Genomic DNA, 25,573 nt, shown 5'->3' on the forward strand with positions numbered 1-25,573 from the left:
TCAGCTGTCCTGCTTGGGCAGCAGCACGAGGCTGAGCCCGATCAAAGCCGGAATGAAGACGACCAGCGTCAGGATGTCGGCGCCGAGATCGGCAAAGCCGAGGCCCTTGGTGAAGGTGCCGACGCTGATCGGACGGAAGTAGGTCATGGGAAATCCCATCCCGATGATCCGGCCGACGCCGGACAGCGACGAGACCGGCACCAGCATCCCGGAGAACTGCGTCGCCGGCAGCACGGTGAGGATCGCGGTGCCGAACAGAGCGGCGATCTGGGTCCGGCAGAAGGTCGAGATCAACATGCCGTAGGCCGTCGTCGTAAAGACGTAGATGATCGTGCCCGTCAGCAGCGGCAGAATCGCTCCCCTGAGCGGGACGTTGAACAGCAGGGTGGCCATGCCGAACATCACGGCGAAGTTCACCAGCGCCACGCCGACATAAGGCAGCTGCTTGCCGAGCAGAAACTCCAGGCGCGTCACCGGCGTCACGTAGAGATTGGTGATCGAGCCGAGCTCCTTCTCGCGGACGACCGCGAGCGCCATCAGGATCGCCGGAAACAGCGCCAGCAGCAGCGCGATCGTGGTCGGGACCATCGCATAGATGCTGTTGAACGCCTGGTTGTACTTGAAGCGAATCTCGGTGTTGACCGGCGACGCGGCGGCGGGCCGGGTGGTCTTGACCGCGGGATCGCCCAGATAGAGCTGATGGGTGCCCTCGAGATAGCCGCGGATGGTCTCGGCGCGGAACGGCATCGAGCCATCGATCCAGGCCGACACGAAGGCAGTCCGGCCGCGCTTGATGTCGAGGCCGAAATTCGGCGGGATCTCGATCGAGGCCATGATGTCGCCGGCCTTCATCCGACGCTCCAGATCGGCATAGTCGATGAGCGGCCGCCTCTCGACGAAATAGGGCGAGCCCCTGAGTTCGGCGAGATAGGCGCGGCTCTCCGGCGTCTGGTCGCGATCGAGCGCTGCAAAGGTGAGGTCGTTGACATCGGTGGAAATGCCGACGCCGAACACGATCATCAGGAAGGCGGTGCCGAACAGCGCGAACATCAGCCGGATCGGATCACGCACCAGCTCGAGGCCCTCGCGGATCGTGTAGGCGAACAGCCGGCGCAGGCTGAACCGCGCGGGCTCGCCGCTGATCCTGCGCTCGGGCGCGGGCGGAGAGCTCGTGTCGATCAGCATCGTCGGTGGCGCGTCGAGGCCGGCGTCCTGCTCGAGGAACGCGACGAAGGCCTCCTCCAGCGTCTGCGCGCCCTTCGCTTGGATCAGCCCGTCCGGCGTGTCGGTCGCCAGCACGCGCCCGTCATGCATCAGCGACAGCCGGTCGCAGCGCGCCGCCTCGTTCATGAAATGCGTGGAGACGAAGATCGTCATGTCGTCGTTGCGCGACAGCTCGATGAGCAGCCGCCAGAACTGGTTGCGCGCCACGGGATCGACGCCCGAGGTCGGCTCGTCGAGGATCAGCAGATCCGGCGCGTGGACGATCGCCACCGCGAGCGACAGCCGCTGGCGGATGCCGAGCGGCAGCTCGGCGGCGAGACCATCGACATGCTCCGTCAGGTCGCAGCGATCGATCAGTTCGGCGATCCGCTTCTCGGCGAAATCGTGCGGCAGATGGAACAGCCGCGCATGCAGCACCAGGTTCTGCCGCACGGTGAGCTCGCCATAGAGCGAGAACGCCTGCGACATGTAGCCGACACGGCGGCGCGATTCGTGATTGCCGGCCTCCATGGAGCGGCCGAAGATCAGCGCCTCGCCGGCGGTCGGCGGCAGCAACCCGGTCAGCATCTTCATGGTGGTGGTCTTGCCGCAACCATTGGAGCCGACGAAGCCGAAGATCTCGCCCTTGCGGATCTGGAAGTTCACGCGATCGACGGCCGTGAAGTCGCCGAAACGGCAGGTCAGGTCGCGCGCAGCGATGACCGTCTCGTGATCGGGGTCGAGCTCGGCCTTGACCGGCATCTCCGCCTGATGCCGCAACCCGTCCGGCGGCAGCAGCGCAATGAACGCATCCTCGATCGTCTGCGCCGCGGTCTGCGCCTTGAGCTCCGCTGGCGTTCCGGTCGCGAGAATGCGGCCGTCATTCATCGCGATCAGCCAATCGAAACGCTCGGCCTCCTCCATGTAGGCGGTCGCCACCACCACGCTCATGGCCGTGGCGCTACGCGCCCGCAGGCGGTCGATCAGATCCCAGAACTGGCGGCGCGACAGCGGATCGACGCCCGTCGTCGGCTCGTCGAGGATGAGGAGGTCGGGATCGTGGATCAGCGAGCAGCACAGGCCGAGCTTCTGCTTCATGCCGCCGGACAGCTTTTTCGCCGGCCGGTCGGCAAAGTCGGACAGCGCGGTCGCCTCCATCAGCTCGGCGATGCGCCAATCGCGCTCGGCGCGAGACTGGCCGAACAGGCGCGCGAAGAATGCGATGTTTTCGCGCACGCTGAGATCGGGATAGAGATTCTTGCCGAGGCCTTGCGGCATGTAGGCGATGCGGGGGCAGGCTCGCTCGCGCGCACGCCGGTCGGCCATGTCGGCGCCGAGCACGACGGCCTCTCCGCGCTGGATCGCGCGCGCGCCGGCCAGGATCGACAGCAGCGAGGATTTTCCGACGCCGTCGGGCCCGATCAGTCCGATCACGCATCCCGACGGAAGCGCGATCGAGACGTCGTCGAGCGCGGTGACGTCACGATAGTGCTGCGACAGATGCCTCACCACCGCGACCGGAGGCGCGGCGATGCTCATGGCGCGGCTTGCAGGCGCGCGGGCCAGGCGACGTCCGGATTCCACCGCACATAAGCGACGCCCGGCAGCCCGCTTCTGACGGCGTCGGCATGCGCCGCCAACCTGTCCGGATCGACGCGTACGCGGATGCGGAACATCAGCTTGTCGCGCTCGCTGCGGGTCTCCACCGTCTTCGGCGTAAACTGCGCCTGGCTCGCGACAAACGCCACCTTCGCAGGAATGGGACGATCAGGATAGGCGTCGAGCACGATGCGGGCGTCGCTCCCGACCTTGATCTTGCCGACCTCCTCGGTCGGCAGGAACACGTCGATATAGACGTAGCCGATGTCGAGCATCGTGAAGACCTTGCCGCCGGCGCCCAGGACCTCGCCCACATTGGCGAGCCGGTATTGAATGCGGCCGGCCTTCGGCGCGATCAGCGAGTTGTCGGCAATCTGGACGGTGTAGAGCGCAACGTCGTGACGCGCCGCTTCCAGGCCGCGCTCGGCTTCCGAGATTCGCGCCTGTGCGCCGGCGACGCCGGCGATGGCGGCGTCGAGCGCCTGCTGCCGCTGGTCAGCCAGCTCGCGCGTCGTCCAGCCGTTCTGCAGCAGGCTGCGCGTGCGCTCCATCTCCTGTTCGGCCAGCGTCTTCTGAGCCCGCAGTTGCGCGAGACTGGCGCGGGCCTGATCGATGACATGCTGGGCCTGCTCGGCCTGAGCCGTGGCCTTGGACAGCGACTGCTGCAGCTCCTTGCTGTCCATGCGCGCCACGATCTGCCCGGCCTCGACGAGATCGCCGATATCGGCGCGGAGCTCGGCGACGCGGCCGGCATATTTGGTCGCGATATCGATCTCGTCGGCCTCGATCCTGCCATTGCTGACGCTGATGCCGAGCGGCAGCGGGGGATGCAGGCGCTGCCACCAGACGTAGCCACCGCCTCCCGCAGCCCCGGCGAGAAGGACAAGCAGCACAAGAAATGGCCACATGCGTCGCTTCGGCGGCAGCTCATGCGCCACGGCCATCGGCAGCGCCGGCGCGGGAACGAGAGCGACGGCTTCCGCACGCACGTGCTGAACGGGCCGTTCGTCATCCGCGAGCCGAGTGTCCTGTGGATCCATTCCGAGAGGCCTTCTTCGCTGAAGCAGGCGCCTCGTTTGCCACAGGCCCTCGGGAATCCGTTGACACAGCTCAATTGGCGCCGCGTGCTCTGCCGACGCTGGAGATCACGTTTGGTTTACGGCGCGGAATCGGATGTCGCGATCGCATGGATCAGCAGCAGGCTGCTGAAGATGACGAACAAGGCGAATGCCTGGAATTCGCGCAGCGACATGTCGAGCAGGGCAAGCATCCACTCGATCGGCAGACCGGCGATGACCAGCAGGAGAAAGCCGGTGGCCGCGATGAAGATGCCATCGAGAATGCTCAGCGCGATCATCTTGGATGTCATGGCCGCCTCCCGTTCAGGACATGCGTCCGATCGGCAACGCACGGCTGCCGCCGCAATCGCCCCGGACCTCCCGCGGTGTCAGTCCATACTGGCGGCGGAACGAGCGGTTGAAGTGCGAGAGATCGCCGAAGCCGACGTCGTAGGCGATGCTGGCGATCGCCAGCGGGCCATGGGCGGGATCACACAGCATGCGATGCGCATGTGCCAGTCGCACACCCGACAGGAACGCGGAGAAGGTGGTGCCGTCGATCTCGAACAGGCGCTGCACGTAACGCGGCGTGACGTTCAGCTTGGCCGCGACCACCGCCACCGACAGGTCGCGGCGCCGGCTGTTGGCGACGAGGAACGATTTGGCGAGCCTCAACCGTGCTGCACGCAATCCTCGCGCGCGCATCGTCTCGGCCAGATCGGCTGCCGGCCCGATCGAGAGCGCGAGCAGATCCATGACGTGACGCACCGACAGATTGAGCAGCTGTCCATCGATCGCGGCGCCGCTCGCCATCAGCCAGCTCGCATAGTGGTCGAGCAATCGCAGCGCGCCCCGATCGACCGGCATCTGCCGCATCACTGCGTCCTCGACGCTGACGTCGGCTGCCTCGATCATGACTCGCGGCATGAGCAGGGTGAACGACCGACCGTTGCTCGCACGATGAAACGCGCATGCATCGGCGCCGCTGAGGATGGCCGCCTCCCCCTCAGGCAGCTCGCGCGTCTGCCCTGCAGCCTCGACGAAGGCGGTGCCCTGGCGGTTGATCGCGAGGATGACGTTGTCGGCGCCGTCGGCGAGATAGCGGCCGGACCGGGAGATCCGCGCCGGAGTAGCCCAGGCATCGAGTAGCTGCAGGCCCGGCAAGGTCAGCGCCCGATTTCGCGCGTTGAATGCGACATCCGGCGCGGGCTCGAAATCGACGCGGAGCATGACCTGACCGTAGTGCTCGCGCCAGAACGCAGCGCGCTCCCCTTCGGGGATGTGGTCGGTCGAGAATTCAACGATGCGAGGGTTGAAGTCTGACATGCGATCACTCGGAACCTTTGAAACTGAGACCTGGGATGACGCTTCGATGCCGAGTCGATAGCGCCATCACCGCGAAGGCGGCGTCCTCTCATCAGGGGATGTGGCGCAGCGCAGGATTGCCGAATGTGAACTGGATCACGCGTGGTCGTGTCAGCCTTGGCGATCGTCGCGGACGGCCAAGACGCCAAGGTCGAGGAGTGATGCCGTCCGCTGGGACCTACAACCAACGAGGACGATGATGACACTTGCTGGACGATGTTTTTGCGGAGCGGTTGAAGTCGAGGTATCTGGAGCACCGGAAGCGATGGGCTATTGTCACTGCCGCTCCTGCCGGTCGTGGTCGGGCGGGCCCGTGAATGCTTTCAGCTTGTGGAAGCCGGACGCGGTCAGGATCACATCAGGCAGCGAGCACGTGGCGATGTTTGCGAAGACGCCGCTGAGCCAGCGGCAGTACTGCGCGAAATGCGGCGGTCATCTGATGACCAATCATCCGCCGCTCGGGCTCGTCGACGTATTCGCAGCGACGCTTCCGGATCTCGACTTCAAGCCGGCCGTGCACGTGAACTATGCCGAAACCGTGCTGCCGATGCGCGACGGCCTGCCGAAGCTGAAGGACTTTCCGCGCGAGTTCGGCGGCTCGGGCGAAGCCGTCGCGGAGTAGCTCGACGCTGCCGAGCCCTGTAGCTCCCGGGCTTCAGGGCCTCGGCGCGCCACCCGTCGCATGGTCGGGTGTCATCGACAGCCGTCACAGCACGACGGGCCCCGGCCCCTCATCACTCGTCTGCAGCGATACGAAGCCTCCCCTGTGCAGCATCTCGCGTCTGATAGTCCTGGCGCGCCCGCCAAACGCGCGGTTTCGCGCCGAAGCTGCGCGATGAACCTCGCGCGCTGGGCGGCGACCCATGAACGGGAATATCGTCCGCGCGTCAGGGTTGACAAGTCAGGCCGGCGCACCTTCTCCCGGTCATGGCAGCGAGGTCATCGTGCAGAGCGAGCTCTATTCACGGGCGCTGGACGCCATCTATCAAGGCTTCGCGGAACCCGACGGCATCGGCGGTGCGCTGAATTGCGTCCGGGAGCTGACAGGCGCCGAAAGCGCCACCTTCGAGGTCATAGACCCTATCGTCCGGCAGCCGGTGACGTTCCGCAGCAGTGGCGTCGCTCCGGCCGAGGGCGACGACTACCTCGCCCATTTCGCGCCACGCAATCCGCGCCTGCCCACGGCGTTGAAGCAGCAACAAGGCGAGCTGTCCTGGGACTATCAGGTCATGGACGAGAGCGCCATGGACCGGGATCCGTTCTATGCAGAGTTTCTGCCGCGTGCCGGCTTGCGCTACTTTCTCTCGGCGGTGCTGGAGCGGTCGCCGCAGCGTATGGTCGCCTTGACGCTGCAACGAACGCCGCGGCACGGACATGTCACCAAGGCAGACATTGCGCTGATGCAGCGCCTCACGCCGCATTTGCAGCGCGCGCATAGAATGCGAGGCAGCCTCGTCACGGCGTATGGTCACGACATCGGCACGCGCGCGCTCGATGTATTGAAGGACGGCGTCGCGCTGCTCGATCCGAAGGGCGAGATCGTCTACCTCAATCCGAGCCTGCAAGCGATCTCGGCGGGCAGCGGGCTGTTCCGGATCGACAGTCGCGGCATTCTCTTCGGCTCGGCGGACCTGCGCAATCGCTTCGCCCGCGCATTCAGCGCGGCGGTGGGCGCCGACGGCCTGACCGACGCAGATGCCGCGCGTGACTTCCTGGCTCCTCGTCCGGACGGCCTGCCGCCGTGCACGATATCGCTGCGCGCCTTGCGCCATTCCGGGCGCCGGACGGATTGTCCGGCTGCCGCAGTGATGATGCTGGTACGTGATCCGATGCGGGACGGCCCGGCGACGCACCTGCTTCAGGATCTCCATGGTCTGACCAAGGCGGAAGCGCAGCTGGCCTGGGCACTCAGCGCCGGCATGACGGCGGTCGAATATGCCGCGCATCGCGGCATCAAGGTCACGACGGTGTATACGCATCTGAAGCGCACACGGGAAAAGACGGGATGGCGCAGCGTCGCCGAGCTGACGCGGCGCATCCATGAGATATCGGTCGGGCTACTGAATGCCGATCCCTAGCTAGATCGCCGAGAAGGCGGCGACCTGTTGCGCCAACGCGTCGTGGACGCGCGCGACCACCGTCTCGTAGTCGCGGCGTTCGTCCTGACGAAACAGCCGCACGCTCGGATACCAGGGACTGTCGGCGCGACCGAGCAGCCAGCGATAGTCCGGCGTGTAGGGGAGCATGACCCAGGTCGGCTTGCCGAGCGCGCCGGCGAGATGCGCGACGCTGGTGTCGACCGTCACGACCAGGTCCAATCTGTCGATCAGCGCCGCTGTATCGACGAAGTCGCGGATGTCAGCGGTGAGATCGAGAATGTCGCGTCGGTCGGCGAGCATGGCCTTGTCCGCCGGCCGCGGGTCCTTCTGCAGGCTGACGAACTGCGCATCCAGGGCGAGCAGCGGCGCGAGCCTCGCCAACGCCATCGAGCGGTTGTGGTCGTTGAGATGCATCGGGTTGCCGGACCAGACCAGCCCGACGCGCATCCGATCGTGCGGCCCGAGCCGCTGCTCCCACAGCGCGCAGCGCTCCGCCGGTGGGCGCGGCAGGTAGGACGGCGCAGCAGGGATGGTGTCGAGGCGGGTCGCGAAGGCGAGGGGCAGGCTCGACAGCGGACAGTGATATTCGATGACCGGCAGCGCATCGATGCCGCGGGCCAGACATTGCGCGACACCCTTGATGCCGGACATCAGGGGCTGCAGCACGCCGTCGACCTCGAGCACCACACGCGCGCCCTCGGCCGCGACCATCGTGGCGTAGCGGGCGAACTGAATCGTGTCGCCCAGTCCCTCGTCGCTGTGGAGCAGGATCGTCTTGCCCGCGAGCGGCGCGTCGGCGAGCCACATCGGCACGTCGAAGCTGCGCTCCACGAAGCCGACGGCGCGACATTTGCGCCCCCATTCACGCGCCGCCCAGCCCCGCGCAAAGTCGCCGGTCAGCAACCGGAATAGCGCCGCGTTCCAATGCGCGTCGGCAAGGTCCGGCTTCAGCGCGACGGCGCGCTCGAAGCTGGCGAAGGCCTCGTCGAAGCGGTGCAATTCAGCCAGCGACGTGCCGCGATGATTGTGAAAGTCCGCGACCTGCGGCCGGATCGCGATCGCCTTGTCGAATGCGGCGACGGCCTGGTCGTGACGGCCGAGATTCTGCAGGATGCAGCCATAGCTGTTGGCAATGTCGGGATCGGCCGGCGACAATGCGTGCGCGCGCTGGCCGCTCGCATGCGCTTCGTCATAGCGGCGCAGCCGTCGCAGCGAGATGCCCTTGAGGCAGAGAGCGCCAGGCTGATCGGGCCGCGCGGCAAGCGACTGATCGAAACGCGCGATCGCCTCGCCGTAGCGTCCTGCATCGAAATGGACGGCGCCGGCTCTGTTCGCCGCATCGACATGATCGGGTGTCAGCTCGAGCACCTTCTCGAACGCCAGCGCCGCCTCGTCGCGGCGGCCCTGGGCTTCCAGCACTTCGCCGAGGCGGAACCACGTCGCGACGCGATCAGGCGCGAGCTGCAGCAGGCGATCACAGGCCAGCGCCGCCTCGGCATGGCGGCCCGTCAGCTGCAGCAGCTCGCCGAGGGCGTCCCAGCTCTCGATTGCATCTGGCTGCAGCTGCAGGGCGCGATCATAGGCCTTGATGGCTTCGTCGAGGCGGCCGCCGAGCCGCAGCGCCTGCGCGAGGCCAACGAACGAAGGCGACGCGGAGATGTTCTGCCGGATCGCACGGGCGAACCACGCGATGGCGTCATCGGCACGCTTGAGCGCGAGGCAGACCTGTCCCATCGCATGAAGCGCATCGATCGAAGCCGCATCCAATGTCAGCGCGCGGCGGCAGGCGTCCTCGGCCTGCGTCAGCTGGCCTGCCCGCAGCAGCCGCAACGCCGCGGCACACAGCGCATCGGCGGTATCGCCATGGCGCGACGATCCGGGTTTGCCCGGAGATGTGCCGGCGGGCCGGCGCGGCTTGTGCTTCATCGCGGGATCTCTGCGCTCGTGCTGCCAGCGGTAGATGATTCCCCGATGCGCGGAAAGATTGTGCGGGCCTCAGGAAACCGGTGCGGGCGCCAGCGGCACCGCGTCAAGGCCGCCGAAGCGGCGCTCCCGGCCGCGGAACGAGGCCAGCGCCTGCGCGAGGTCGCCGGCATCGAAGTCGGGCCACATGCGCTGCGTGAAATGCAGCTCGGCATAGGCGCCCTCCCAGAGCAGGAAGTCGGACAGCCGCTGCTCGCCGGAGGTGCGGATGATCAGGTCGACGTCGCGCAGGCCCGCCTCTCCCGTCACGAGGTCGGAGAACGCTTCGCGCGTGAGCCCGCCGGCGTCGCGCGCCTTGGCCGCGGCATTGAGGATCGCATCACGGGCGGAGTAGTCGACGGCGATGCGCAGATGCAGAGTCCGACCGCTCTGCGTTGCCGCTTCGGCGCGGCCGATCGCATCGGCGATGCCGCCCGGGAGGCGGTCGCGGCGGCCGATCACGGTGAGACGGACGCCATTGCGAGCGAGTGAGTCCACCTCGCTGGCGAGATAGACCCGCAGCAGCGCCATCAAGGCGGCGACCTCGGCGCGGGGGCGCCGCCAGTTGTCGCTGGAAAAGGCATACAGCGTCAGCGTGCCGACCCCCTGGTCGGGGGCGGCCTCGACCACGCGGCGGATCGCCTCGACGCCCGCCTCATGGCCGCGCAGCCGCGACAGGCCCTGGCGTGTCGCCCAGCGGCCGTTGCCATCCATGATGATGCCGACATGCAGACCGTCCACCGGAGCAGGCGATGTAGGTTGCAGACTACTTTGCATTGCAAAGCTCCAGGTCAAAAAAATGCAGTGAGATGTTCAGGCGCGGCCCGGCATGAAGCCGACCGAGGATGGCGCGTGCTCCTTGCCGGCCGCCGCGGCTGCGTCGCGGACCAGACGTTCGAGCACGGCGAGATAGTCCAGGAACCGGCGGCGTCCGGCCTTGGTCAGCCGGCAGGTGGTGTGCGGCCGATTGCCCTCGTAGCCCTTGCTGACCTCCACCAGGCCGGCCTCCTGCAGCACCTGCAGATGACGCGAGAGATTGCCGTCGGTCAGGCCGCAGAGTTGTTTGAGGTCGGCAAAGGCGAGGCCTTTTGGATGCGCCATCAGCGAGGTGAGCAGGCCGAGTCGCGCCTTCTCGTGGATGACACGGTCGAGCCCGTCATAGGAAAACGGCGCACTGCCGTCAGTCTTCGACATCGGAGTCTCCGGTGGCAAAATACAGAATGCCTGCCATCAGCGCCTGACCGACCGCGAAGGGCAGGCCCATGGTCCAAGGCGACAACGAATGAGTGACGCTGCCGAGCAGCAGCACCGCGAACCCGGCCAGGAAGTAGAACGCACCAGCCAGCGCGACCGTCCGGGGCAGCGAGCGCACCGAGGCGAACACGCCGAGCGACGTCAGGATCTGCCACAGGCCGGGGAGCATCCACAGCGCTTCCGGCGCGAACTTCCACAGCAGCACCGCCAGCAGTACGCCGGCGATTCCCGCGGGGAGAAACTGCTCGACCGCCTGATGGATCATCGCGTCGGCGAGACCGGAATGATGCCGGCGCGAGCGCGCCCGCATCTCGATCCAGATCATCGTCAGCGACACGCAGGCCGCGGCCGCCCAGCCGAGCAGGAAGGCCAGCGGCTCCGCCGTGGGGTCGCGCAGCACGATCTGCTGGATCGAGGCGGTCGCAAGCGCGACCGCGGCGGTCGCGGCCATCGTCGCCGGACCATAGCCGCGAAAAGCCGTGCCAGCCGCGAGCTGGCTGCGGATCGCGATGATGTCGGCGAGCGCCTTGTCGAGGTCGCGCATGTCTCACCCGGCGCCGCATGAGGCGCGTTAACTTTGCGATACAAAGTATACACGCTCGCAAAGTCAGCGCAAGCCTCACGCGGCTGAGGGATGCCTCGCGGCCGCAGACGAGGGAGTTTCAGCCACGCTCAGTAGGGATTGTAGCGGTGCACCCGCCGCGGCGGCGGCATGTCGACATAGACGGAGGGCCCGCGACGATCCGAATTGAACGCCACGCGGGGGTTGATGCCGCAACCGGCGTTGCGCCCGGAGGCGCTGGCCCGGCATTGCTCGAAGGTCTGATAGGAGCAGTCGCCGGGGTAGCCGACGCCCCTGCCCTGCACACACCAGGGATAGTCGTAGCCTCCGGCCGCGGCGGGCGTGACGTCGCCGCCGACGACGAATGCGACGCCGACGAGGCCGGCCGCCATCATCATCACCTTGCGCATGATCTGTTCCTCTTCTGGCGGGAAGATTGCATCACACTGACATGGTTAAATAACGACGAACTGGCGGAGTGGATCACCAAGCTTGGCGATGACGTGTCGCAGCCAAGGCACGTCATCACCGTTGGGAACAGCCGCAGCCGCGGGTCAATCCAGCTTCAGGCCGGCGAACTCGACGACCTTCTTCCACTTGTCGGTCTCGGCAGCCACCTGGGCGCCGAACTGCTCCGGCGTCTGGATCAACGGATCGCCGCCGAGATCGACCAGGCGCTTCTTGATGTCGGGCTCGGCAAGGATCACGTTGATCTGCTTGTTCAGCTTCTCGACGATCTCCTTCGGCGTGTTCTTCGGCGCTCCGACGCCGAACAGCGCGCTCGCCTCATAGCCCGGCACGGTGTCGGCGATGGCCTGCACGTCGGGCAAGAGCGCCGAGCGCTCCTGGGTGGTGACGCCGAGCGCGCGCAGCGAGCCCGAGCGGATGTGCTGAATGATCGAGGGCATATTGTCGAAGATGACCTGGACCTGGCCGCCCAGCATGTCGGTGATGGCGGGGGCAGCGCCGCGATACGGCACATGCTGCATCTTGGTGCCGGTCATGGCCATGAACATCTCGCCCGACAGATGCACCGAGGTGCCGTTGCCGGACGAGGCCATGTTCACCTTGCCCGGATTTTCCTTCAGATAGGCGATGAACTCGGCCACGTTCTTGGCCTTGATGTCGCTGTTGACGGTCATCACGTTCGGCACGCGATTGAACGAGGCGACCGGCGCGATGTCGCGCACGAAGGTGAACTTGAGGTTGGTATAGAGACTGGCATTGATGTAGTTCGCCGGGTTGACCAGCAGCAGCGTGTAGCCGTCGGCGGTTGCATTCACGACCGACTCGGTTGCGATGTTGTTGCCGGCGCCCGGCTTGTTCTCGACCACGAACTGCTGTCCGAACGTCTCGGACAGACGCTGACCGATCAGCCGCGCCAGGATGTCGGTTGCACCGCCCGGAGGATAGCCCACCACGAAACGGACTGGGCGGGCCGGGTAGTCCGCCGCAGATGCAGAACGAATGGCGGCGATGGACGGAACGGCGGAGGCGAGAAGACCAAGCGCGGCACGGCGTGAAATCATACGTTTCCTCGGATATTGTCGTTGAGCGTTCGTTAACGAACCGCCGACCCGGATCATAGCAGAATGCCGCGGTTGCGGCGAGTTCGACGTTTCATCGGACACTCTACCAGGAAAGGAAGAGCCCATGCCGGTCAAGATCGATGCGCTCGATCATCTCGTCATCAATGTCGCCGACGTGGAGCGCACGACCGCCTGGTACCAGAAAGTCCTGGGCATGACGTTGCAGGTGTCGGACCCCGGCATGGGACGAACGAAGCGAACGTCTCTGCTGTTCGGGAACCAGAAGATCAACGTGCGACCGAAGGACGCGGACAAGGTCGACTGGTTCACGGCCGACCATGTGATGGCGGGAAGCGACGACCTCTGCTTCCTGACCACGAGCAGCCCGGACGAGGTCGTGGCGCATCTGCAGGCGCTCGGCGTCGCGATCGAGGAAGGCCCGGTCGCCAAGCAGGGAGCCCGCGGCACCCTGCGCTCGGTGTATTGCCGCGACCCGGACGGCAGCCTGATCGAGATCTCGTCGTACCAGGACTGAGCCCCCGCGAACGACGGTGGCTATTTCGCGAGCGTCTCGCCGCTCCGTGCCATCTTCTCGACGATGTCGCCGCGCGGCCAGCCGGTGAGGGACGCGACATTGTCGGCCTCCTTGGCGAAGCGCGCGGTGAGCCCGTCCCGGTAGGCGTTGGCCGCCTCGCACGTCGCCTCGCCGCGCCAGGGATGGTGCTGCACATAGCGGCCCTGGAAATTGGCGCGGTCCTTGGTCTCGACGAAGACGATATCCTCGGGAAAGGACTTGGCGTCATAGCGTACGTGCAGCCGGGTGACGTAAGCGTCAGAGCCGCCGCCGCGCCGGTTCGCACGGAACGCAACGTCGCCGTCGCCTCCGATCCAGCGCGCGCCGAGCTCGACCACTTCCTTGTTGCTCATCGGATCGGCGGCGCAGGGATCGCACCAGGCCAGGTCCCAGGCATATTCGACGAACACCGCCTGCATGTTCTCGCGCGCCACGGCGCGCTCGAACAGCGCCTTGTAGAACGGACCGAACTCGTTCTTCACATACAGCGGCACGTCGATGTCGGAGGGGATCTTCACGGTGCGATAGTTGGTGGCCTCGATGCGGCCGCTCCTGGTCAGCGCGAAGATGATCAGGTCCTGCGGTCCCCGGGCGTTGACCGTGCCGAGCCGCAGCGGGACCATGAACTTGGCGCTCTGATAGCGCACCTGCAGCGGCCGCAGCTGTCCGTTGCCCAGCCCCTTCATGCGCTCGACATTGACCTTGGCGACGAAGAACCGCATGCCCTGCTTGATGTAGCTGCCGAGCACGGCTTCCGCACCTTGCGGAATGCGATAGTGGTTGTCGGTCAGCCAGCGCGTCAGGCCGTCGCTCTCCTGCGCCGACAGGATCAGCACGTCGTATTCGGCGACGTCGTAGCTGGCCTCGATGGTGACGCCGTAATCCCGCCGGGCCATCTCTTGGACCGCTCCCGCCATCATCGGCGCCGTCGGCATCGCCCGCGCCGCAACCATGACCGGCGCGCACGGATCCGCATCGTGATACTCCACCAGCCGCGGCGCGGTGTATTTGTCGAGATGGTCGATCGTCTTCGGCTCGACCACGCCGATCTGCTTGCGCTCGATAAAGGTCGGCACGGGAACGACGACCGCGAACTCCTTCACGTCGCCCTCGAAATCGCTGGCCATGGTGATCGCGGTCTGCTGGCCGTCACGCGCCAGCACCACCTTCGAGGATTGGTTGAACAGCTTGGCGTCGGCCTGCGCGACATAGAAGCCGCAGAACGCATGGGCCGGCGCGGTCGCCGCATGGGCGAGGATCGCAGCAGCTGCCACGCTGGTGCGGAAGAGTTTGCTGGTACGCAGGGTCATGTCGACACTCCCTTGGGAACAGACGGACGCCAGGAAAAGCGGGCAGCGGGAATCAGCCGGTCGAGCACCAGCGTCAGCGGCGACAGCGCGATCAAGGCGACATAGAGCGCGGGCCGCATCTGCAGGACGAAGGCGAGGTAATGCGCGGTTACCGCGACCGCCGCCGCGAACAGCAGCCGTCCGGCGTGGGAATCAGGCGTCGTGCGCGGGTCGGATATCATGAAAAACGTGAAGATGAGCAGCGAGCCGCTCTGCAGCTGATGCAGCGGAATGACCAGGGGATCGCCGAGCCAAGTCGCTCGCAACAGCAGCAGCGCGGCATGCGACGCCAGAAAGTAGATCGCGATATCCACCCGGTGGGAAGCACTGAGAACGAGAACGGCAAACAGGCCGGCGAGGCTCGCGAACCAGATCTCGGTGCCCCATTGGCCGGGCGAGATCCACACGCCGCTGGAGCTGAACAGCAGCACCACGATCGCAAGGCCCGCCGGATTGAAGACGTGCTTGCCGTCGATGCGCAGCACGAATTTCGAGCCGATGGCGATGACGGCCGCGGCCGCATGCAGCCACAGCGCATCCGCGCGCAACAGCAGGCTGAGCGACAGGCCGGTGATCAAAGGCGACTTCAGGTCGAGCGGCAGACCGGAGAGACGACAGCCGATCAGCTGCGTCAGCAGCGCAGTCGCGATCGCGATGACGCTGGCCGCAGGTCGCGCGCCGAAATCGATCAATGCGAAATTGATCACCAGCAGCGTGGTCAATGCCGCGATCTGGAAATAGCGGGCATCGGGCAGCCGCCGTGGTCGTGCCAGGGCCTGCATGCGAACCTCCGGACAAGTTTTGCCGCGCCATTGGTCGCGCCCGGACGGAGAGCGGTTCAATCCGGATTTGATCGCGACGCCGCCGGATGGCAAAAGGTGGAGCAACATCGGGAGAAAGCGGCCGGGACGGGCCGCGGACAAGAACAGCGGAGCCAAGATGAACGCAATGACGATCGCACCCGGCACTGTGACGCCCTTCGACGGCATGGACGTGCCCTGGCTCTTGAAGCTGCGCAGCGAAACCCGTCGCGATCATCCCTTCCTGATCTGGGCTCCGTTCGATGCGCCCGCGCGTCGCTGGACCTATGGCGAATTCCACGACCGGGTCGGCGCGCTCGCCGCAGGCCTCGTCAGGCGCGGCATCAAGCCGGGCGACGCAGTGCTGATCCATCTCGACAATTGCGTCGAGGCCATGCTGGGCTGGTTCGCCTGCGTCGAGCTCGGCGCGCTGGCGGTCACCACCAACACGCGCTCGGCTGCGGCCGAGATGAACTACTTCGCCGGGCACTGCCGCGCGTTGGCCGCGATCACCCAGCCGTCTTATGCCGAGATGATCGCAGCGCATTGCCGCGACATCCGCTGGCTTGCGGTGATCTCGCATGATCCGGGACAGGCTGAGGCGGCACCGGTCGGCGTCGGCGAGCGCTTCGAGGCGCTGTTTGCCGACAGCGCCGACCGGCCACGGCGTGCGATCGATCCGCTCGCGCCGTGCAGCGTGCAATACACGTCGGGCACGACGTCGCGGCCGAAGGCGGTGCTATGGACGCACGCCAATGCGCTGTGGGGCGCCAAGGTCAATGCGGTTCACGAGGACCTGCATCAGAGCGACGTCCATCAGACCTATCTGCCGCTGTTCCACACCAACGCGCTGGCCTATTCGATGCTCGCGAGCCTGTGGGTCGGCGCCACCTGTGTGATCCAGCCGCGCTTCTCGGCCAGCCGCTTCTGGCCGGTGGCGCTGGAGCATGGCTGCACCTGGACCTCGACCATTCCGTTCTGCATGAAGGCGCTGCTCGAGCAGGAGGTACCGAAGGATCACAAGTTCCGGCTGTGGGGCACCGCCGCATCGGAGCCACCCGTCTTCGCCAAATTCGGCATCAAGATCATCGGCTGGTGGGGCATGACGGAAACCATCACCCACGGCATCGTCGGCGAGATCGATCAGCCGAACACGCCGATGTCGATCGGCCGCGCCGCGCCGGAATACATCATCCGCATCACCGACGACGACGGCCGGCCGACCGGGGTCGGCGACACCGGCAATCTCGCCATCAAGGGCGTGCCCGGCCTGTCGCTGTTCGCCGAATATCTCTACAACGAGGAGGCAACGCGGACGAGCTTCGATGCCGATGGCTTCTTCCTCACCGGCGACCGCGTCACGCGCCTTGCCAACGGCTTCATCAAGTTCGGCGACCGCACCAAGGACATGCTCAAGGTCGGCGGCGAGAACGTCGCGGCGTCCGAGATCGAGCAGGTGATCATCACCGTCCCCGGCGTGCGCGAGACCGCCGTCGTCGCCAAGAAGCACCCGATGCTCGACGAGGTCCCGGTGGCGTTCGTGATCCCGCAGGCTGGCGCGCCGCGCGAGCAATTGCCTGAGAAGGTGCTGGCGGCCTGCCGCGCCGGCCTGGCCGACTTCAAGGTGCCGCGCGAGGTGAAGCTGGTCGACGAGATGCCGCGCTCGACCTTGGAAAAGGTCGCGAAGGCCGAGCTGCGCAAGCTGCTGGATTGAACCGGGGTTGCGGTGCGCGTCCTAATGCGCGCCCATGGCGACCGGGCGGAACGCCTGCAACAGCTGCTGGTCGAGCTTCGGCCCCATGTTCTCCATGATCTGGAACGCGCGCGCATGGGTGAAGGCCGGCCGGTAGGCGCGGTTCTCGATCAGAGCGGCATAGATGTCGACGATCGTCGTCAGCCGCACGATGTCGCTGATCTGCTCGTTATGCAGCGCGTCGGGATAGCCGGAGCCGTCGAGGAACTCGTGGTGGTGCAGGATCACGTCGAGCATCTCCGGCGGGAAGCCGCCCTGCCGCCACAGCGCCTCATAGCCGCGGCGCGGGTGCTGGCGCAGCAGCGCGATCTCCTCGGCGGTCAGCTTGCCCTGCTTGTCGAGGATCGCGACCGGAATGAACGCCTTGCCGACATCGTGCAGCAGCGCAGCACGGACCAGCCGGCGCTGGTCGTCGTCGCGCATGCCGAGATGGATCGAGAAGCCGACGGCGAGGCCGGTCACGAACAGGCAATGCCGATAGGTGTCGTTGTGATGGCAGCCGACCACCGTCATCCACTCGCGCAGCGAAGAGTGCTTGATCGCCTTCAGGATCTTGTTCTCGGCCGCGACGATGTCCTCCATCGTCAGATGGGCACCCGTGGGCAGCTTCTCGAAGATCTTGACCATGACGGCCTGGGCCGCCTCGATGCCACGATTGAGCAGCTTGCCGCGATCGGTCTCGTCATAGCCGTCGTCGGCGGGAAGCGCCGAGCGGATGCGCTGAAGCACGTCCGCCGGGCTGAACGGACGCGCGATCGTGTCGGTGGCGCCGAGCGCCCACGCCTGCATGGTGGCGTGGTGCAACGCCTCGGCGAGCACGAACAGGCGAGGCACCTCGCTATAGGCGCGCGATGACAGCTTCTTGCGCACCCGCTGCACGCTCTCCGGCGAGCGCAGGTTGATGTCGACGATGACGCCGGAGAAGCGGTTGCCGGGGTTCTCGGGAATTTCGGTGGTCGGCATCAGGTCGACGTCGCCGACCGAGCGCAGGATGCGCGCCAGCTCGCTGCTCTGATCGCCGCGATCGGACGCGAGCAGGAGATGGCGCCTGGTCGCGGTCTGGGTCACGGTCTGCTTGGCTGTCGCGCTCATACGTGCTCGCCCCTGCGGTTTGCTGCCCTTGCAAGTTACCGGGATACGGGTTCGTCGCGGCTTAAGCCGATCATTCAAGCTGTATCGTTTCAGGTGTGCGAAGCGTTAAGAGGAACGCTCAAATTGTGCCGCGCCGCGCCCGATCGCATCGCCAAAAAAGAACCGCCGGAGACGTGCCCCGGCGGTTTCCAGATACTGCGACCGGTCCGGCGACGACGCTACGCCTTCATCGCCGCCTTGACCGCTGCGGCGGTGATCGGCAGCGCGCGCAGCCGCGCGCCGCAGGCGTTGTAGATGGCGTTGCCGAGCGCCGGCGCGACCACCGTCACCGCGGGCTCGCCGACGCCGGTCGCCTTCTCGCCATTGGCGATGACTGCGATCGCGACCTCCGGCACCTGGCTCATCCGCAGCGGCGTGTAGCTGTCGAAGTTGGTCTGCTCGATGCCGCCATCCTTCAACGTCGCCTTCTCGTACATCGCCAGCGACAGGCCCCACAGCGCCGCGCCCTCGACCTGGGCACGGATGTTGTCGGGATGCACTTGCGTGCCGACGTCGGTCGCCACGGTGAGCTTCTTCACCGTGACCGCGCCATTGTCGGCGACGGCGACATGGGCGACGCAGGCCGTCCAGCTCGCGGTCGCCCGCTCCTGTGACGACACGCAGGCCACGCCCATGCCCTCGCCCTTCGGCAGCTTCTTCGCGCCGTAGCCGGACAGACCCATCGCCGCCAGCAGCGTGTTGCGCAGCCGCTGCGCGCCGCCGTCGTTCTTGCCCTTGCCGTCGAGCATGGAGATGCGGAACTGCGCCGGATCCTGACCGGCCGCCGCCGCGATCTCGTCGATCATGCTCTCGACCGCCCAGAACGTCCAACCCGGCGCCACCGAGCGCAGCTGCCCGGACGGCGTCGCATTGTGCGCGAGCTCGTTCTTGATCGCGCGCACATGGTGGTTGGGCACGGTGTAGAAGAAGTCGGCACCGTTGACCGTGAAGGAGTCGAGCGGGCCCTTCTTGTCGACCGAGGGCGACAGGAAGTCGGGAATGCCCCAGCGCGCCGTCGGCCAGGCCGAGACGACGTCATGGCTCAGCGCGATGAGCTTGCCATTGCTGTCGAGCCCCGCCTTGACCTTCTGGTAGGTGAGCGGCCGCGAGTAGTCCATCGTCATGTCGTTCTCGCGGGAGTAGATCACCTTGACCGGCTTGCCGACCGCCTTCGCCGCCTGCACCGCCGGCACCATCATGTCGGCATCGAGCCTGCGGCCGAAGCCGCCGCCGAGCCAGGCCTGGTGCATCACGACGTATTTCGGATCGATCCCGGCGGCGCCCGCCGCGATCGCGCCGGAGCGGGTCGCGAACTGATTGCCGGAGTAGATGTGCAGGATGTCGCCCTTGAACTCGGCGGTCGCGTTCATCGGCTCCATCGGCGCGTGGATGTTGATGCTGGTAGTGTACTCCGCCTCCAGCACTTTCGCTGCACCCGACAGCGCCGCGACGGGATCGCCGTCCTTGACGAAGAACTGCCCGGAATCGTCCTGCGCCTGCAGCCGCATCGCCTCGGTGAGGATGGTGTCGGTGCTGACATTGGCGTAGGGGCCCTTGTCATAGCTGATCTTGAGCGCATCCGCCGCCTTCTTGGCGTTGGCGAAGGTCGAGGCGACCGCGACCACCCAGCCCGAGGTCGAGCCGGTCTTGTCGTCGAGCACGACCGCCTTGATGAAGCCCGGGACCTTCTTCGCCTCGGAGTCGTCGACCGACTTGACGGTGGCGCCGAAGCGCACCGGCGGGGTCACCACCTTGCCGTAGACCATGCCCGGCAGCATCGTATCGATGCCGTATTTCGCCGTGCCGTTGGTCTTCGACGGAATGTCGAGCTGCGGCACCGACACACCGATCATGGTGTACTGATCGGGCGTCTTCAGCGTGATCGCCTTCAACTCGTCCGGCGTGAAGCTCTTGGTGATCTTGCCGCTCTTGACGATCTCGGCATAGCTCATCTGCTTCTTCGACTTCGAATGCATCACGACGCCGTCGCGCACGACGAGCTCCTTCGCCGGCACGCCCATCACTGACGCAGCGGCCTCGGTGAGCGCGATGCGCCCCGCGGCGCCGGCGCGGCTCATGGCGTCGAAGTTCATCATCGTGCTCCAGCTGCCGCCGGTGATCTGCGCGCCGAGCACGGGATCGTTGAACTTCGGATCGTTGGAGGCGAGCTGGACGCGCATGTCCTTCCAGGCCGCACCGAGCTCCTCGCACACGATCTGCGCCATCGTGGACGCAATGTGCTGCCCCATGTCGGCCTTGCCGCAGGTCACGGTGACCACGCCGTCCGGCGCGATGGAGTACCACACGCTCGGCTCGAAGCTCGCCGGCGCCGTCGCGGCGAGCGCGGCATCGGGAAGGCCCGCATAGCCGAGCACGAGGCCGGTGGCGGCGGTGCCGACCAGGAAGGAACGGCGGCTGAGATCGGTGACCATCTCTGGGGCCATGGTGGGCGCTGCTTTCACGTGCTGGTTCATGTCGCCCTCCGGTCGCTGCCGTTCGACGCGGTGCGCATCTCGGATGCGGCGCGCTGGATCGCCTTCTGGATTCGCGAATAGGTCATGCAGCGGCAGAGATTGCCGTCCATATGCGCCGTGATCTCCTCCTTGGTCGGGCTCGTCGTCTTGGCGAGCAGCGAGGCCGCCTGCATGATCTGGCCGGACTGGCAGTAGCCGCATTGCGGCACCTGTTCGGCGATCCAGGCCTTCTGCAACGGATGATCGCCCTTCTGCGACAGGCCCTCGATGGTGGTGATCTTCTTCCCCGCGACGTCGCCGACCATGGTCTGGCACGAGCGCACCGCCTCGCCGTTGACGTGCACGGTGCAGGCGCCGCACAGCCCCGCGCCGCAGCCGAACTTGGTGCCGGTCATCTGCAACTGCTCGCGGATGACCCATAGCAGCGGCGTGTCGTTCGCCGCGTCGACGGACATGGTCCGCCCGTTGATGGTGAGATTGGGCATTGGTTTCTTCCCCGCCCGGCATGTCGACTTCGCTTACGGCGAAGTTCGGATTTATCGATTCGCTGGGACCCACCGGTGAGATGCCAGCCATCATAAGAATGATCGCGTTGCCACGGTGACGCAACGGGATTTGAACATCGGCTTGCGAAATGAAACGGCAATTTGCATTGTGCAGCGCGAACGATGCTGGGCTCGCGACGCCGGGCAAGCTAAGACGGAGACGCCGCCGACGCGGTCTGGCGACAAGCGGTTGGCGACGAGGAGAGTTCAGGCCATGAGAGCATCCGCACGAATGACGTTGTGCGTGGCCGCCGCTGTGCTGGCGAGTGTGGCGACCGTGGACCGGGCCGCCGCCGGGCAGACGCCCGATGTCGTCCGCCGGCCTTTCACAGCGACGTTATCCAACGTGTCGCCGCTTGCCTTCGGCATGGATGTCGGTGAGACATCGCGCGTGCTGGAGCAGCCGCTGATCTATCTGAACGGCTCGCCCGGCAACGAGACCTATCTCGCCTTCCGCAATCTCGGCGGCAGCGGACTGGTCCCGCATCATCATCGCCTGTTCCTCAAGTTCCGCAAAGGACGATTGACGGGATGGAAGGAAGACTACGGCACCAACTGGATGTGGCGGTAGCTCCGCGCATCGCGACATCATGAAGGACAGAACGTGGGACAGGACATCAAGCTGACGGCATCGGACGGTTTTCAGCTCGGCGCCTACCGAGCCGATCCGGCGGCAGCGGCCAAGGGCGCGCTGGTCGTGATCCAGGAGATTTTCGGCGTCAACCATCACATCCGCAACGTCTGCGACCGTCTCGCTGCGGAAGGCTACGTCGCGATCGCTCCCGCGATCTTCGACCGCGTCGAGCCCAATTTCACCTCCGGCTACTCGCCTGATGAAATCGCCGTGGCGCGCAAATTCGTTGCCAATCCGGATTGGCAGGGTTTCCTGCGCGACACCCAGGCTGCGATCGACGCGGTGAAGGATGCGGGGCCGGTCGGCATCATCGGCTTCTGCCTCGGCGGCAGCATCGCCTATGCAGCCGCAACCAAGCTCACCGGACTGAAGGCGGCGGTCGGCTATTATGGCGGCGCCATCGTGCGCTTCGCCGACGACAAGCCGACCGTGCCGACCCAGCTGCATTTCGGCGAGAAGGATGCCGGCATCCCCCTTGCCGATGTCGAGACCATCGAGGCCAAGCGCCCCGACGTCGAGATCTTCGTCTATCCCGGCGCGCAGCACGGCTTCGGCTGCGACGAGCGCGCCAGCTACGACAAGCCGAGTTCCGACCTCGCTTGGACGCGCAGCCTGGATTTCTTCAGGCAGCATCTGAGCTAAGAAAGGCCGTCATTGCGAGGAGCGCAGCGACGAAGCAATCCAAGGCGTCACGCGCGACCCTGGATTGCCCCGCTGCGCTCGCAATGATGGAGGATGGAGCGTTGCCTTGTTGCGCAGCGATCTCTCTGAGCAGCCGGAAGATCAGAACCAGCGCTCGCCGACCTGGATGGTGTCACCGGGTTTCAGCGACGTGCCGAGCGGCACCTCGTAGCGGGCAGCACCCGAGGGATCGGTGTGCGTCAAGGTGACGATGTCGCGCCTCGCGCGCGGCGAGAAGCCGCCGGCGATGGCGATGGCGCTCTCCACCGTCATGTTGGGCACGTAGGGATATTGGCCGGGCGCCTGCACCTCGCCGAGGATGAAGAACGGACGATAGGCCTCGATCTCGACCGCCACCGACGGCTCGCGGATATAGCCGTTGCGCAGCTTGGCGGTGATCTCCGCGGCAAGACCGGCGGTGGTGCGGCCACGCGCCGGCACGCTGCCGATCAGCGGCATCGTGATCGATCCGGCCGCATCGATCGCGTAGGTGTTGGTGAGCCCCTCCTGGCCGTAAACGACGACGCGCAGCTTGTCGCCGGCGTCGAGATGATAGGCCATGTCGGTCCGCGCCGGCGCGTAGCCGGCGGGCACCACATGAGCGCCGACGCGCGGAGCGGCAGCGAACGCGTTGCGCAGCGCCGGGATCGCTCCGCCCTGCCCGGTGGCGGCAACCGGGCCGGTCGAAGGTGTCCCATAGGCCATGGCATCGAGATCGCTCTGCGGCTGGCCGACGGCGACGGGGGACGCCGTGTGCATGCAGCCCGACAGCAGGACCGTGGAGAAGATGGCAATGACCGGAAGGAAAAACGCGCGCACTCGAACAATCCCTGAAAGAGGATGCACCCTAGTCATGCGCGGTTAAGGTTAACAAACCGTTGGCGCGTGTGGCGCGCGCGGTACGCAAGTGCGCCGCCTGCAGCGCCCACGGCGCAGAAAAAAACCCTCCCCCACCAAGTGGGAGAGGGAGCCGAGCTCGTCGCCGCCGCGCCGGCGGCAAACGCCAGCGTTGCGCCTATGCGTTGACGCCGACACCGATCGGACAGGCGACGCCGGTGCCGCCGAGACCGCAATAGCCGGCCGGGTTCTTGGCCAGATACTGCTGGTGATAGTCCTCCGCGAAGTAGAACGGTCCCGCCGCACCGATCTCGGTGGTGATGGCACCGAGCCCCTTGGCGCGCAGCGCCGCCTCATAGGCCGCCTTCGACGCCTCCGCCGTCTCGCGCTGCGCATCGCTGAACGTGTAGATCGCCGAGCGATATTGCGTGCCGACGTCGTTGCCCTGGCGCATGCCCTGGGTCGGGTCGTGGCTCTCCCAGAACGTCTTCAGCAGACGCTCGTAAGACATGGCCTTTGGATCGAACACGACCAGCACGACCTCGGTATGCGCGGTCAACCCCGAGCACACCTCCTCATAGGTCGGGTTCGGCGTATGACCGCCGGCATAGCCGACGGCGGTGACGTGGATGCCGTCGCCGAGCTGCCAGAACTTGCGCTCCGCCCCCCAGAAGCAGCCGAGGCCGAACACGGCCTGCTCGAGACCTGCGGGATAGGGCGGCAGCAAAGCACGGCCATTGACGAAGTGCTTGGTGGCGGTGGGGATCGGCTGGGCGCGGCCGGGCAGCGCCTCGGCGGCGCTCGGCACGGCAGTCGGTTTGCGCATGAAGAACATCGGGTGTCTCCGGGCATGGCATTCGCCCGCCGGAACGGTCCGGCGGCGCGATGACCTTCGGTCTGTGGGTTATATAGGCTCTACGCCGGAGATCGCAGCGATGTTACGCCGCGCCGGGGCCGGCGCTCAGTCGCGCCCGTAGCCGATCAGCGGTCGGCGCGGCCGGAACAGCAGCATCAGGAGAATTCCGAGCACGCCGAGCACGGCAAACACCGGCTGGTCCAGGAACACCCTGACGATCCACTCCCACAGGAACGGCGCCTTGGCCTCGACCCAGGCCTTGAAGGCCGCCTGGCTCGCCTGGTGGACATCGTTCCAGAGCTGGCCGAACCGGGTGAATTGCAGGGTCTGATCGGCCACCCAGCGCGCGCCGTCATATACCAGGAAGATGAAGCTTCCGGCCAGAAGCAACAGTCCCACCAGGCGGAAAAAACCGCGGATCATGCCTCACCTGCTCTCTCTCGCTCGCCCCGACCGGCAGCAAGGCCATAGCGGGGCCCCCTTAGAAATTCAACCTCGTCAGGGGCTTAGAAGCGGCTTTTGGCCGGTTCCGGCGATCCCTGCGGCTTCCGAGACCGTTGACGCTCGAACCGCCTGCCCCTATAAGGTCGCCATTGGCGGTGGGCGCAATCCCGCCGCCGCTGTTCTTTGAGCGGCGCCGATCCACCGAGCCCACACGCTCCGGTCATGGCATTCTCAGAGAGGCGTCCGAACAACCCATCGCGTCGATCGGGCCGCAATCGAGCGGACCGCGCGCGTACCCGCTGATTGCGGCGAACGCTCGCCGCCGAAGGATAGTTGAGAGCATGGCCAACACGACCTCCGCGAAGAAGGCGACGCGCAAGATTGCCCGCCGCACCATCGTCAACAAGTCGCGCCGCACCCAGATGCGCGGCGCCGTTCGCTCCGTCGAGGACGCGATCAAGAAGGGCGACCGCGACGCCGCCTTGAAGGCGATGGCCAATGCCGAGCCGCAGCTGATGCGTGCCGCGCAGCGCAACATCATTCACAAGAACAACGCCAGCCGCAAAGTGTCGCGCCTCACGCATCAGATCGCCAAGCTCGCGAAGTGACGCGATCGCGGGACTGACGAACTATCAAGATGCAACAGCCCGGCTCGCGCCGGGCTTTTCTTTTGCGCTTGGCCCGCCGACTGCGCTTGGCCGGCCGTCGCGACTCGTCCCTGCCGCCTCTTCTCTTCCGTCTCTGCCGTTGCGCCGATTTCTCCGCGCATTTTCGCTCTGCGCATTGCACGCGTGACGCGCTCACACTTCTATTTCATGGCGACATCGAAGCAGCGCTGCGATCTTCGCGCGTGTTGGAACAGTT

Annotated in this window: 25 protein-coding genes; 7 read left to right on the forward strand and 18 right to left on the reverse strand. The window is 66.2% G+C overall.

The window, feature by feature from the left end; genetic code table 11:
* From rbbA to QX108_RS17025, 4 genes are all read right to left on the reverse strand, one after another.
* On the reverse strand, nt 1–2,742 hold the full coding sequence (gene rbbA / locus QX108_RS17010) for a ribosome-associated ATPase/putative transporter RbbA (RefSeq protein ID WP_315780778.1): 2,742 nt from the start codon (nt 2,740–2,742) through the stop codon (nt 1–3).
* On the reverse strand, nt 2,739–3,842 hold the full coding sequence (locus QX108_RS17015) for an HlyD family secretion protein (RefSeq protein WP_315780779.1): 1,104 nt from the start codon (nt 3,840–3,842) through the stop codon (nt 2,739–2,741). Before QX108_RS17015 ends, rbbA begins: the two co-directional genes overlap by 4 nt.
* 116 nt (nt 3,843–3,958) lie before the next feature.
* A complete protein-coding gene (locus QX108_RS17020; protein ID WP_315780781.1) occupies nt 3,959–4,171 on the reverse strand; it encodes a hypothetical protein in 213 nt (70 codons plus the stop codon).
* A 13-nt stretch (nt 4,172–4,184) separates the two neighbouring features.
* Nucleotides 4,185–5,186, reverse strand: a complete 1,002-nt coding sequence (locus QX108_RS17025) for an AraC family transcriptional regulator (RefSeq protein ID WP_315780783.1) — start codon at nt 5,184–5,186, stop codon at nt 4,185–4,187.
* 238 nt (nt 5,187–5,424) lie between these two features.
* Between QX108_RS17025 and QX108_RS17030 the strand changes: the two genes are divergently transcribed.
* Complete coding sequence (locus QX108_RS17030; protein WP_315780785.1) at nt 5,425–5,847, forward strand: GFA family protein; 423 nt, start codon at nt 5,425–5,427, stop codon at nt 5,845–5,847.
* Between the two features lie 322 nt (nt 5,848–6,169).
* Nucleotides 6,170–7,303 carry a LuxR family transcriptional regulator gene (locus QX108_RS17035; RefSeq protein ID WP_315780787.1) on the forward strand — a complete coding sequence of 378 codons (1,134 nt, stop codon included), beginning with the start codon at nt 6,170–6,172 and terminating at the stop codon, nt 7,301–7,303.
* Here QX108_RS17035 and QX108_RS17040 read toward each other — a convergent pair whose 3' ends face one another.
* The 6 genes from QX108_RS17040 to QX108_RS17065 form a co-directional block, all read right to left on the reverse strand.
* On the reverse strand, nt 7,304–9,250 hold the full coding sequence (locus tag QX108_RS17040) for a tetratricopeptide repeat protein (RefSeq protein WP_315780790.1): 1,947 nt from the start codon (nt 9,248–9,250) through the stop codon (nt 7,304–7,306).
* Between the two features lie 69 nt (nt 9,251–9,319).
* On the reverse strand, nt 9,320–10,063 hold the full coding sequence (locus QX108_RS17045) for a di-trans,poly-cis-decaprenylcistransferase (protein ID WP_315722909.1): 744 nt from the start codon (nt 10,061–10,063) through the stop codon (nt 9,320–9,322).
* Between the two features lie 36 nt (nt 10,064–10,099).
* Nucleotides 10,100–10,480, reverse strand: coding sequence for a winged helix-turn-helix domain-containing protein (locus QX108_RS17050; protein ID WP_172110506.1), 381 nt, complete (start codon nt 10,478–10,480; stop codon nt 10,100–10,102).
* On the reverse strand, nt 10,467–11,084 hold the full coding sequence (locus QX108_RS17055; RefSeq protein ID WP_315722912.1) for a hypothetical protein: 618 nt from the start codon (nt 11,082–11,084) through the stop codon (nt 10,467–10,469). Before QX108_RS17055 ends, QX108_RS17050 begins: the two co-directional genes overlap by 14 nt.
* A 128-nt stretch (nt 11,085–11,212) precedes the next feature.
* The gene (locus QX108_RS17060; RefSeq protein ID WP_315780793.1) at nt 11,213–11,512 is read right to left on the reverse strand and encodes a DUF3551 domain-containing protein; all 300 of its coding nucleotides are present in this window, start codon (nt 11,510–11,512) and stop codon (nt 11,213–11,215) included.
* A gap of 144 nt (nt 11,513–11,656) precedes the next feature.
* The gene (locus QX108_RS17065) at nt 11,657–12,631 is read right to left on the reverse strand and encodes a tripartite tricarboxylate transporter substrate binding protein (RefSeq protein ID WP_315780795.1); all 975 of its coding nucleotides are present in this window, start codon (nt 12,629–12,631) and stop codon (nt 11,657–11,659) included.
* Nucleotides 12,632–12,755: 124 nt separating this feature from the next.
* Here QX108_RS17065 and QX108_RS17070 point away from each other — a divergent pair, with 124 nt between their 5' ends.
* Complete coding sequence (locus tag QX108_RS17070; RefSeq protein ID WP_315722918.1) at nt 12,756–13,166, forward strand: VOC family protein; 411 nt, start codon at nt 12,756–12,758, stop codon at nt 13,164–13,166.
* Nucleotides 13,167–13,186: 20 nt separating this feature from the next.
* Here QX108_RS17070 and QX108_RS17075 read toward each other — a convergent pair whose 3' ends face one another.
* The gene (locus QX108_RS17075) at nt 13,187–14,515 is read right to left on the reverse strand and encodes a DUF2330 domain-containing protein (protein ID WP_315780797.1); all 1,329 of its coding nucleotides are present in this window, start codon (nt 14,513–14,515) and stop codon (nt 13,187–13,189) included.
* A complete protein-coding gene (locus QX108_RS17080) occupies nt 14,512–15,336 on the reverse strand; it encodes an RnfABCDGE type electron transport complex subunit D (protein ID WP_315780800.1) in 825 nt (274 codons plus the stop codon). The genes QX108_RS17075 and QX108_RS17080 overlap by 4 nt, the downstream gene beginning before the upstream one ends.
* A gap of 157 nt (nt 15,337–15,493) precedes the next feature.
* Here QX108_RS17080 and QX108_RS17085 point away from each other — a divergent pair, with 157 nt between their 5' ends.
* On the forward strand, nt 15,494–17,068 hold the full coding sequence (locus tag QX108_RS17085) for an AMP-binding protein (protein WP_315780802.1): 1,575 nt from the start codon (nt 15,494–15,496) through the stop codon (nt 17,066–17,068).
* A gap of 21 nt (nt 17,069–17,089) precedes the next feature.
* On the opposite strand, the gene QX108_RS17090 is transcribed toward QX108_RS17085, so the two are convergent.
* From QX108_RS17090 to QX108_RS17100, 3 genes are all read right to left on the reverse strand, one after another.
* Nucleotides 17,090–18,199: an HD-GYP domain-containing protein gene (locus QX108_RS17090; RefSeq protein ID WP_315722926.1), complete on the reverse strand. Its 1,110-nt coding sequence runs from the start codon at nt 18,197–18,199 to the stop codon at nt 17,090–17,092.
* Nucleotides 18,200–18,417: 218 nt separating this feature from the next.
* Nucleotides 18,418–20,712, reverse strand: coding sequence for a xanthine dehydrogenase family protein molybdopterin-binding subunit (locus QX108_RS17095; protein ID WP_315780805.1), 2,295 nt, complete (start codon nt 20,710–20,712; stop codon nt 18,418–18,420).
* Nucleotides 20,709–21,197, reverse strand: coding sequence for a (2Fe-2S)-binding protein (locus QX108_RS17100; protein ID WP_315722930.1), 489 nt, complete (start codon nt 21,195–21,197; stop codon nt 20,709–20,711). Before QX108_RS17100 ends, QX108_RS17095 begins: the two co-directional genes overlap by 4 nt.
* Nucleotides 21,198–21,471: 274 nt before the next feature.
* Here QX108_RS17100 and QX108_RS17105 point away from each other — a divergent pair, with 274 nt between their 5' ends.
* Both QX108_RS17105 and QX108_RS17110 read left to right on the forward strand, forming a co-directional pair.
* Complete coding sequence (locus tag QX108_RS17105) at nt 21,472–21,828, forward strand: hypothetical protein (protein WP_315780807.1); 357 nt, start codon at nt 21,472–21,474, stop codon at nt 21,826–21,828.
* Between the two features lie 33 nt (nt 21,829–21,861).
* A complete protein-coding gene (locus QX108_RS17110) occupies nt 21,862–22,533 on the forward strand; it encodes a dienelactone hydrolase family protein (protein WP_315722935.1) in 672 nt (223 codons plus the stop codon).
* Between the two features lie 141 nt (nt 22,534–22,674).
* Here the strand turns inward: QX108_RS17110 and QX108_RS17115 are convergent, their stop codons facing one another.
* The 3 genes from QX108_RS17115 to QX108_RS17125 form a co-directional block, all read right to left on the reverse strand.
* The gene (locus QX108_RS17115; protein WP_315722937.1) at nt 22,675–23,391 is read right to left on the reverse strand and encodes a polysaccharide biosynthesis/export family protein; all 717 of its coding nucleotides are present in this window, start codon (nt 23,389–23,391) and stop codon (nt 22,675–22,677) included.
* A gap of 196 nt (nt 23,392–23,587) precedes the next feature.
* Nucleotides 23,588–24,244, reverse strand: coding sequence for a peptide-methionine (S)-S-oxide reductase MsrA (msrA, locus tag QX108_RS17120; protein ID WP_172110520.1), 657 nt, complete (start codon nt 24,242–24,244; stop codon nt 23,588–23,590).
* Nucleotides 24,245–24,370: 126 nt separating this feature from the next.
* Nucleotides 24,371–24,688, reverse strand: a complete 318-nt coding sequence (locus QX108_RS17125) for a hypothetical protein (protein ID WP_315722940.1) — start codon at nt 24,686–24,688, stop codon at nt 24,371–24,373.
* A gap of 362 nt (nt 24,689–25,050) precedes the next feature.
* Between QX108_RS17125 and rpsT the strand changes: the two genes are divergently transcribed.
* Nucleotides 25,051–25,317 carry a 30S ribosomal protein S20 gene (rpsT, locus tag QX108_RS17130; RefSeq protein ID WP_015670320.1) on the forward strand — a complete coding sequence of 89 codons (267 nt, stop codon included), beginning with the start codon at nt 25,051–25,053 and terminating at the stop codon, nt 25,315–25,317.
* Nucleotides 25,318–25,573: the final 256 nt, after the last annotated feature.

The organism is Bradyrhizobium sp. SZCCHNR1002, from assembly GCF_032381435.1.
GTDB classification, from domain to species: Bacteria; Pseudomonadota; Alphaproteobacteria; order Rhizobiales; family Xanthobacteraceae; genus Bradyrhizobium; species Bradyrhizobium aeschynomenes.

Excerpts from the sequence above, each read along its gene's own strand:
- rbbA (WP_315780778.1), bottom strand. The coding sequence starts at position 2,742 with ATGAGCATCGCCGCGCCTCCGGTCGCGGTGGTGAGGCATCTGTCGCAG.
- QX108_RS17015 (WP_315780779.1), bottom strand. The coding sequence starts at position 3,842 with ATGGATCCACAGGACACTCGGCTCGCGGATGACGAACGGCCCGTTCAG.
- QX108_RS17020 (WP_315780781.1), bottom strand. The coding sequence starts at position 4,171 with ATGACATCCAAGATGATCGCGCTGAGCATTCTCGATGGCATCTTCATC.
- QX108_RS17025 (WP_315780783.1), bottom strand. The coding sequence starts at position 5,186 with ATGTCAGACTTCAACCCTCGCATCGTTGAATTCTCGACCGACCACATC.
- QX108_RS17030 (WP_315780785.1), top strand. The coding sequence starts at position 5,425 with ATGACACTTGCTGGACGATGTTTTTGCGGAGCGGTTGAAGTCGAGGTA.
- QX108_RS17040 (WP_315780790.1), bottom strand. The coding sequence starts at position 9,250 with ATGAAGCACAAGCCGCGCCGGCCCGCCGGCACATCTCCGGGCAAACCC.
- QX108_RS17045 (WP_315722909.1), bottom strand. The coding sequence starts at position 10,063 with ATGCAAAGTAGTCTGCAACCTACATCGCCTGCTCCGGTGGACGGTCTG.
- QX108_RS17050 (WP_172110506.1), bottom strand. The coding sequence starts at position 10,480 with ATGTCGAAGACTGACGGCAGTGCGCCGTTTTCCTATGACGGGCTCGAC.
- QX108_RS17055 (WP_315722912.1), bottom strand. The coding sequence starts at position 11,084 with ATGCGCGACCTCGACAAGGCGCTCGCCGACATCATCGCGATCCGCAGC.
- QX108_RS17060 (WP_315780793.1), bottom strand. The coding sequence starts at position 11,512 with ATGCGCAAGGTGATGATGATGGCGGCCGGCCTCGTCGGCGTCGCATTC.
- QX108_RS17065 (WP_315780795.1), bottom strand. The coding sequence starts at position 12,631 with ATGATTTCACGCCGTGCCGCGCTTGGTCTTCTCGCCTCCGCCGTTCCG.
- QX108_RS17070 (WP_315722918.1), top strand. The coding sequence starts at position 12,756 with ATGCCGGTCAAGATCGATGCGCTCGATCATCTCGTCATCAATGTCGCC.
- QX108_RS17075 (WP_315780797.1), bottom strand. The coding sequence starts at position 14,515 with ATGACCCTGCGTACCAGCAAACTCTTCCGCACCAGCGTGGCAGCTGCT.
- QX108_RS17080 (WP_315780800.1), bottom strand. The coding sequence starts at position 15,336 with ATGCAGGCCCTGGCACGACCACGGCGGCTGCCCGATGCCCGCTATTTC.
- QX108_RS17085 (WP_315780802.1), top strand. The coding sequence starts at position 15,494 with ATGAACGCAATGACGATCGCACCCGGCACTGTGACGCCCTTCGACGGC.
- QX108_RS17090 (WP_315722926.1), bottom strand. The coding sequence starts at position 18,199 with ATGAGCGCGACAGCCAAGCAGACCGTGACCCAGACCGCGACCAGGCGC.
- QX108_RS17095 (WP_315780805.1), bottom strand. The coding sequence starts at position 20,712 with ATGAACCAGCACGTGAAAGCAGCGCCCACCATGGCCCCAGAGATGGTC.
- QX108_RS17100 (WP_315722930.1), bottom strand. The coding sequence starts at position 21,197 with ATGCCCAATCTCACCATCAACGGGCGGACCATGTCCGTCGACGCGGCG.
- QX108_RS17105 (WP_315780807.1), top strand. The coding sequence starts at position 21,472 with ATGAGAGCATCCGCACGAATGACGTTGTGCGTGGCCGCCGCTGTGCTG.
- msrA (WP_172110520.1), bottom strand. The coding sequence starts at position 24,244 with ATGTTCTTCATGCGCAAACCGACTGCCGTGCCGAGCGCCGCCGAGGCG.
- QX108_RS17125 (WP_315722940.1), bottom strand. The coding sequence starts at position 24,688 with ATGATCCGCGGTTTTTTCCGCCTGGTGGGACTGTTGCTTCTGGCCGGA.
- rpsT (WP_015670320.1), top strand. The coding sequence starts at position 25,051 with ATGGCCAACACGACCTCCGCGAAGAAGGCGACGCGCAAGATTGCCCGC.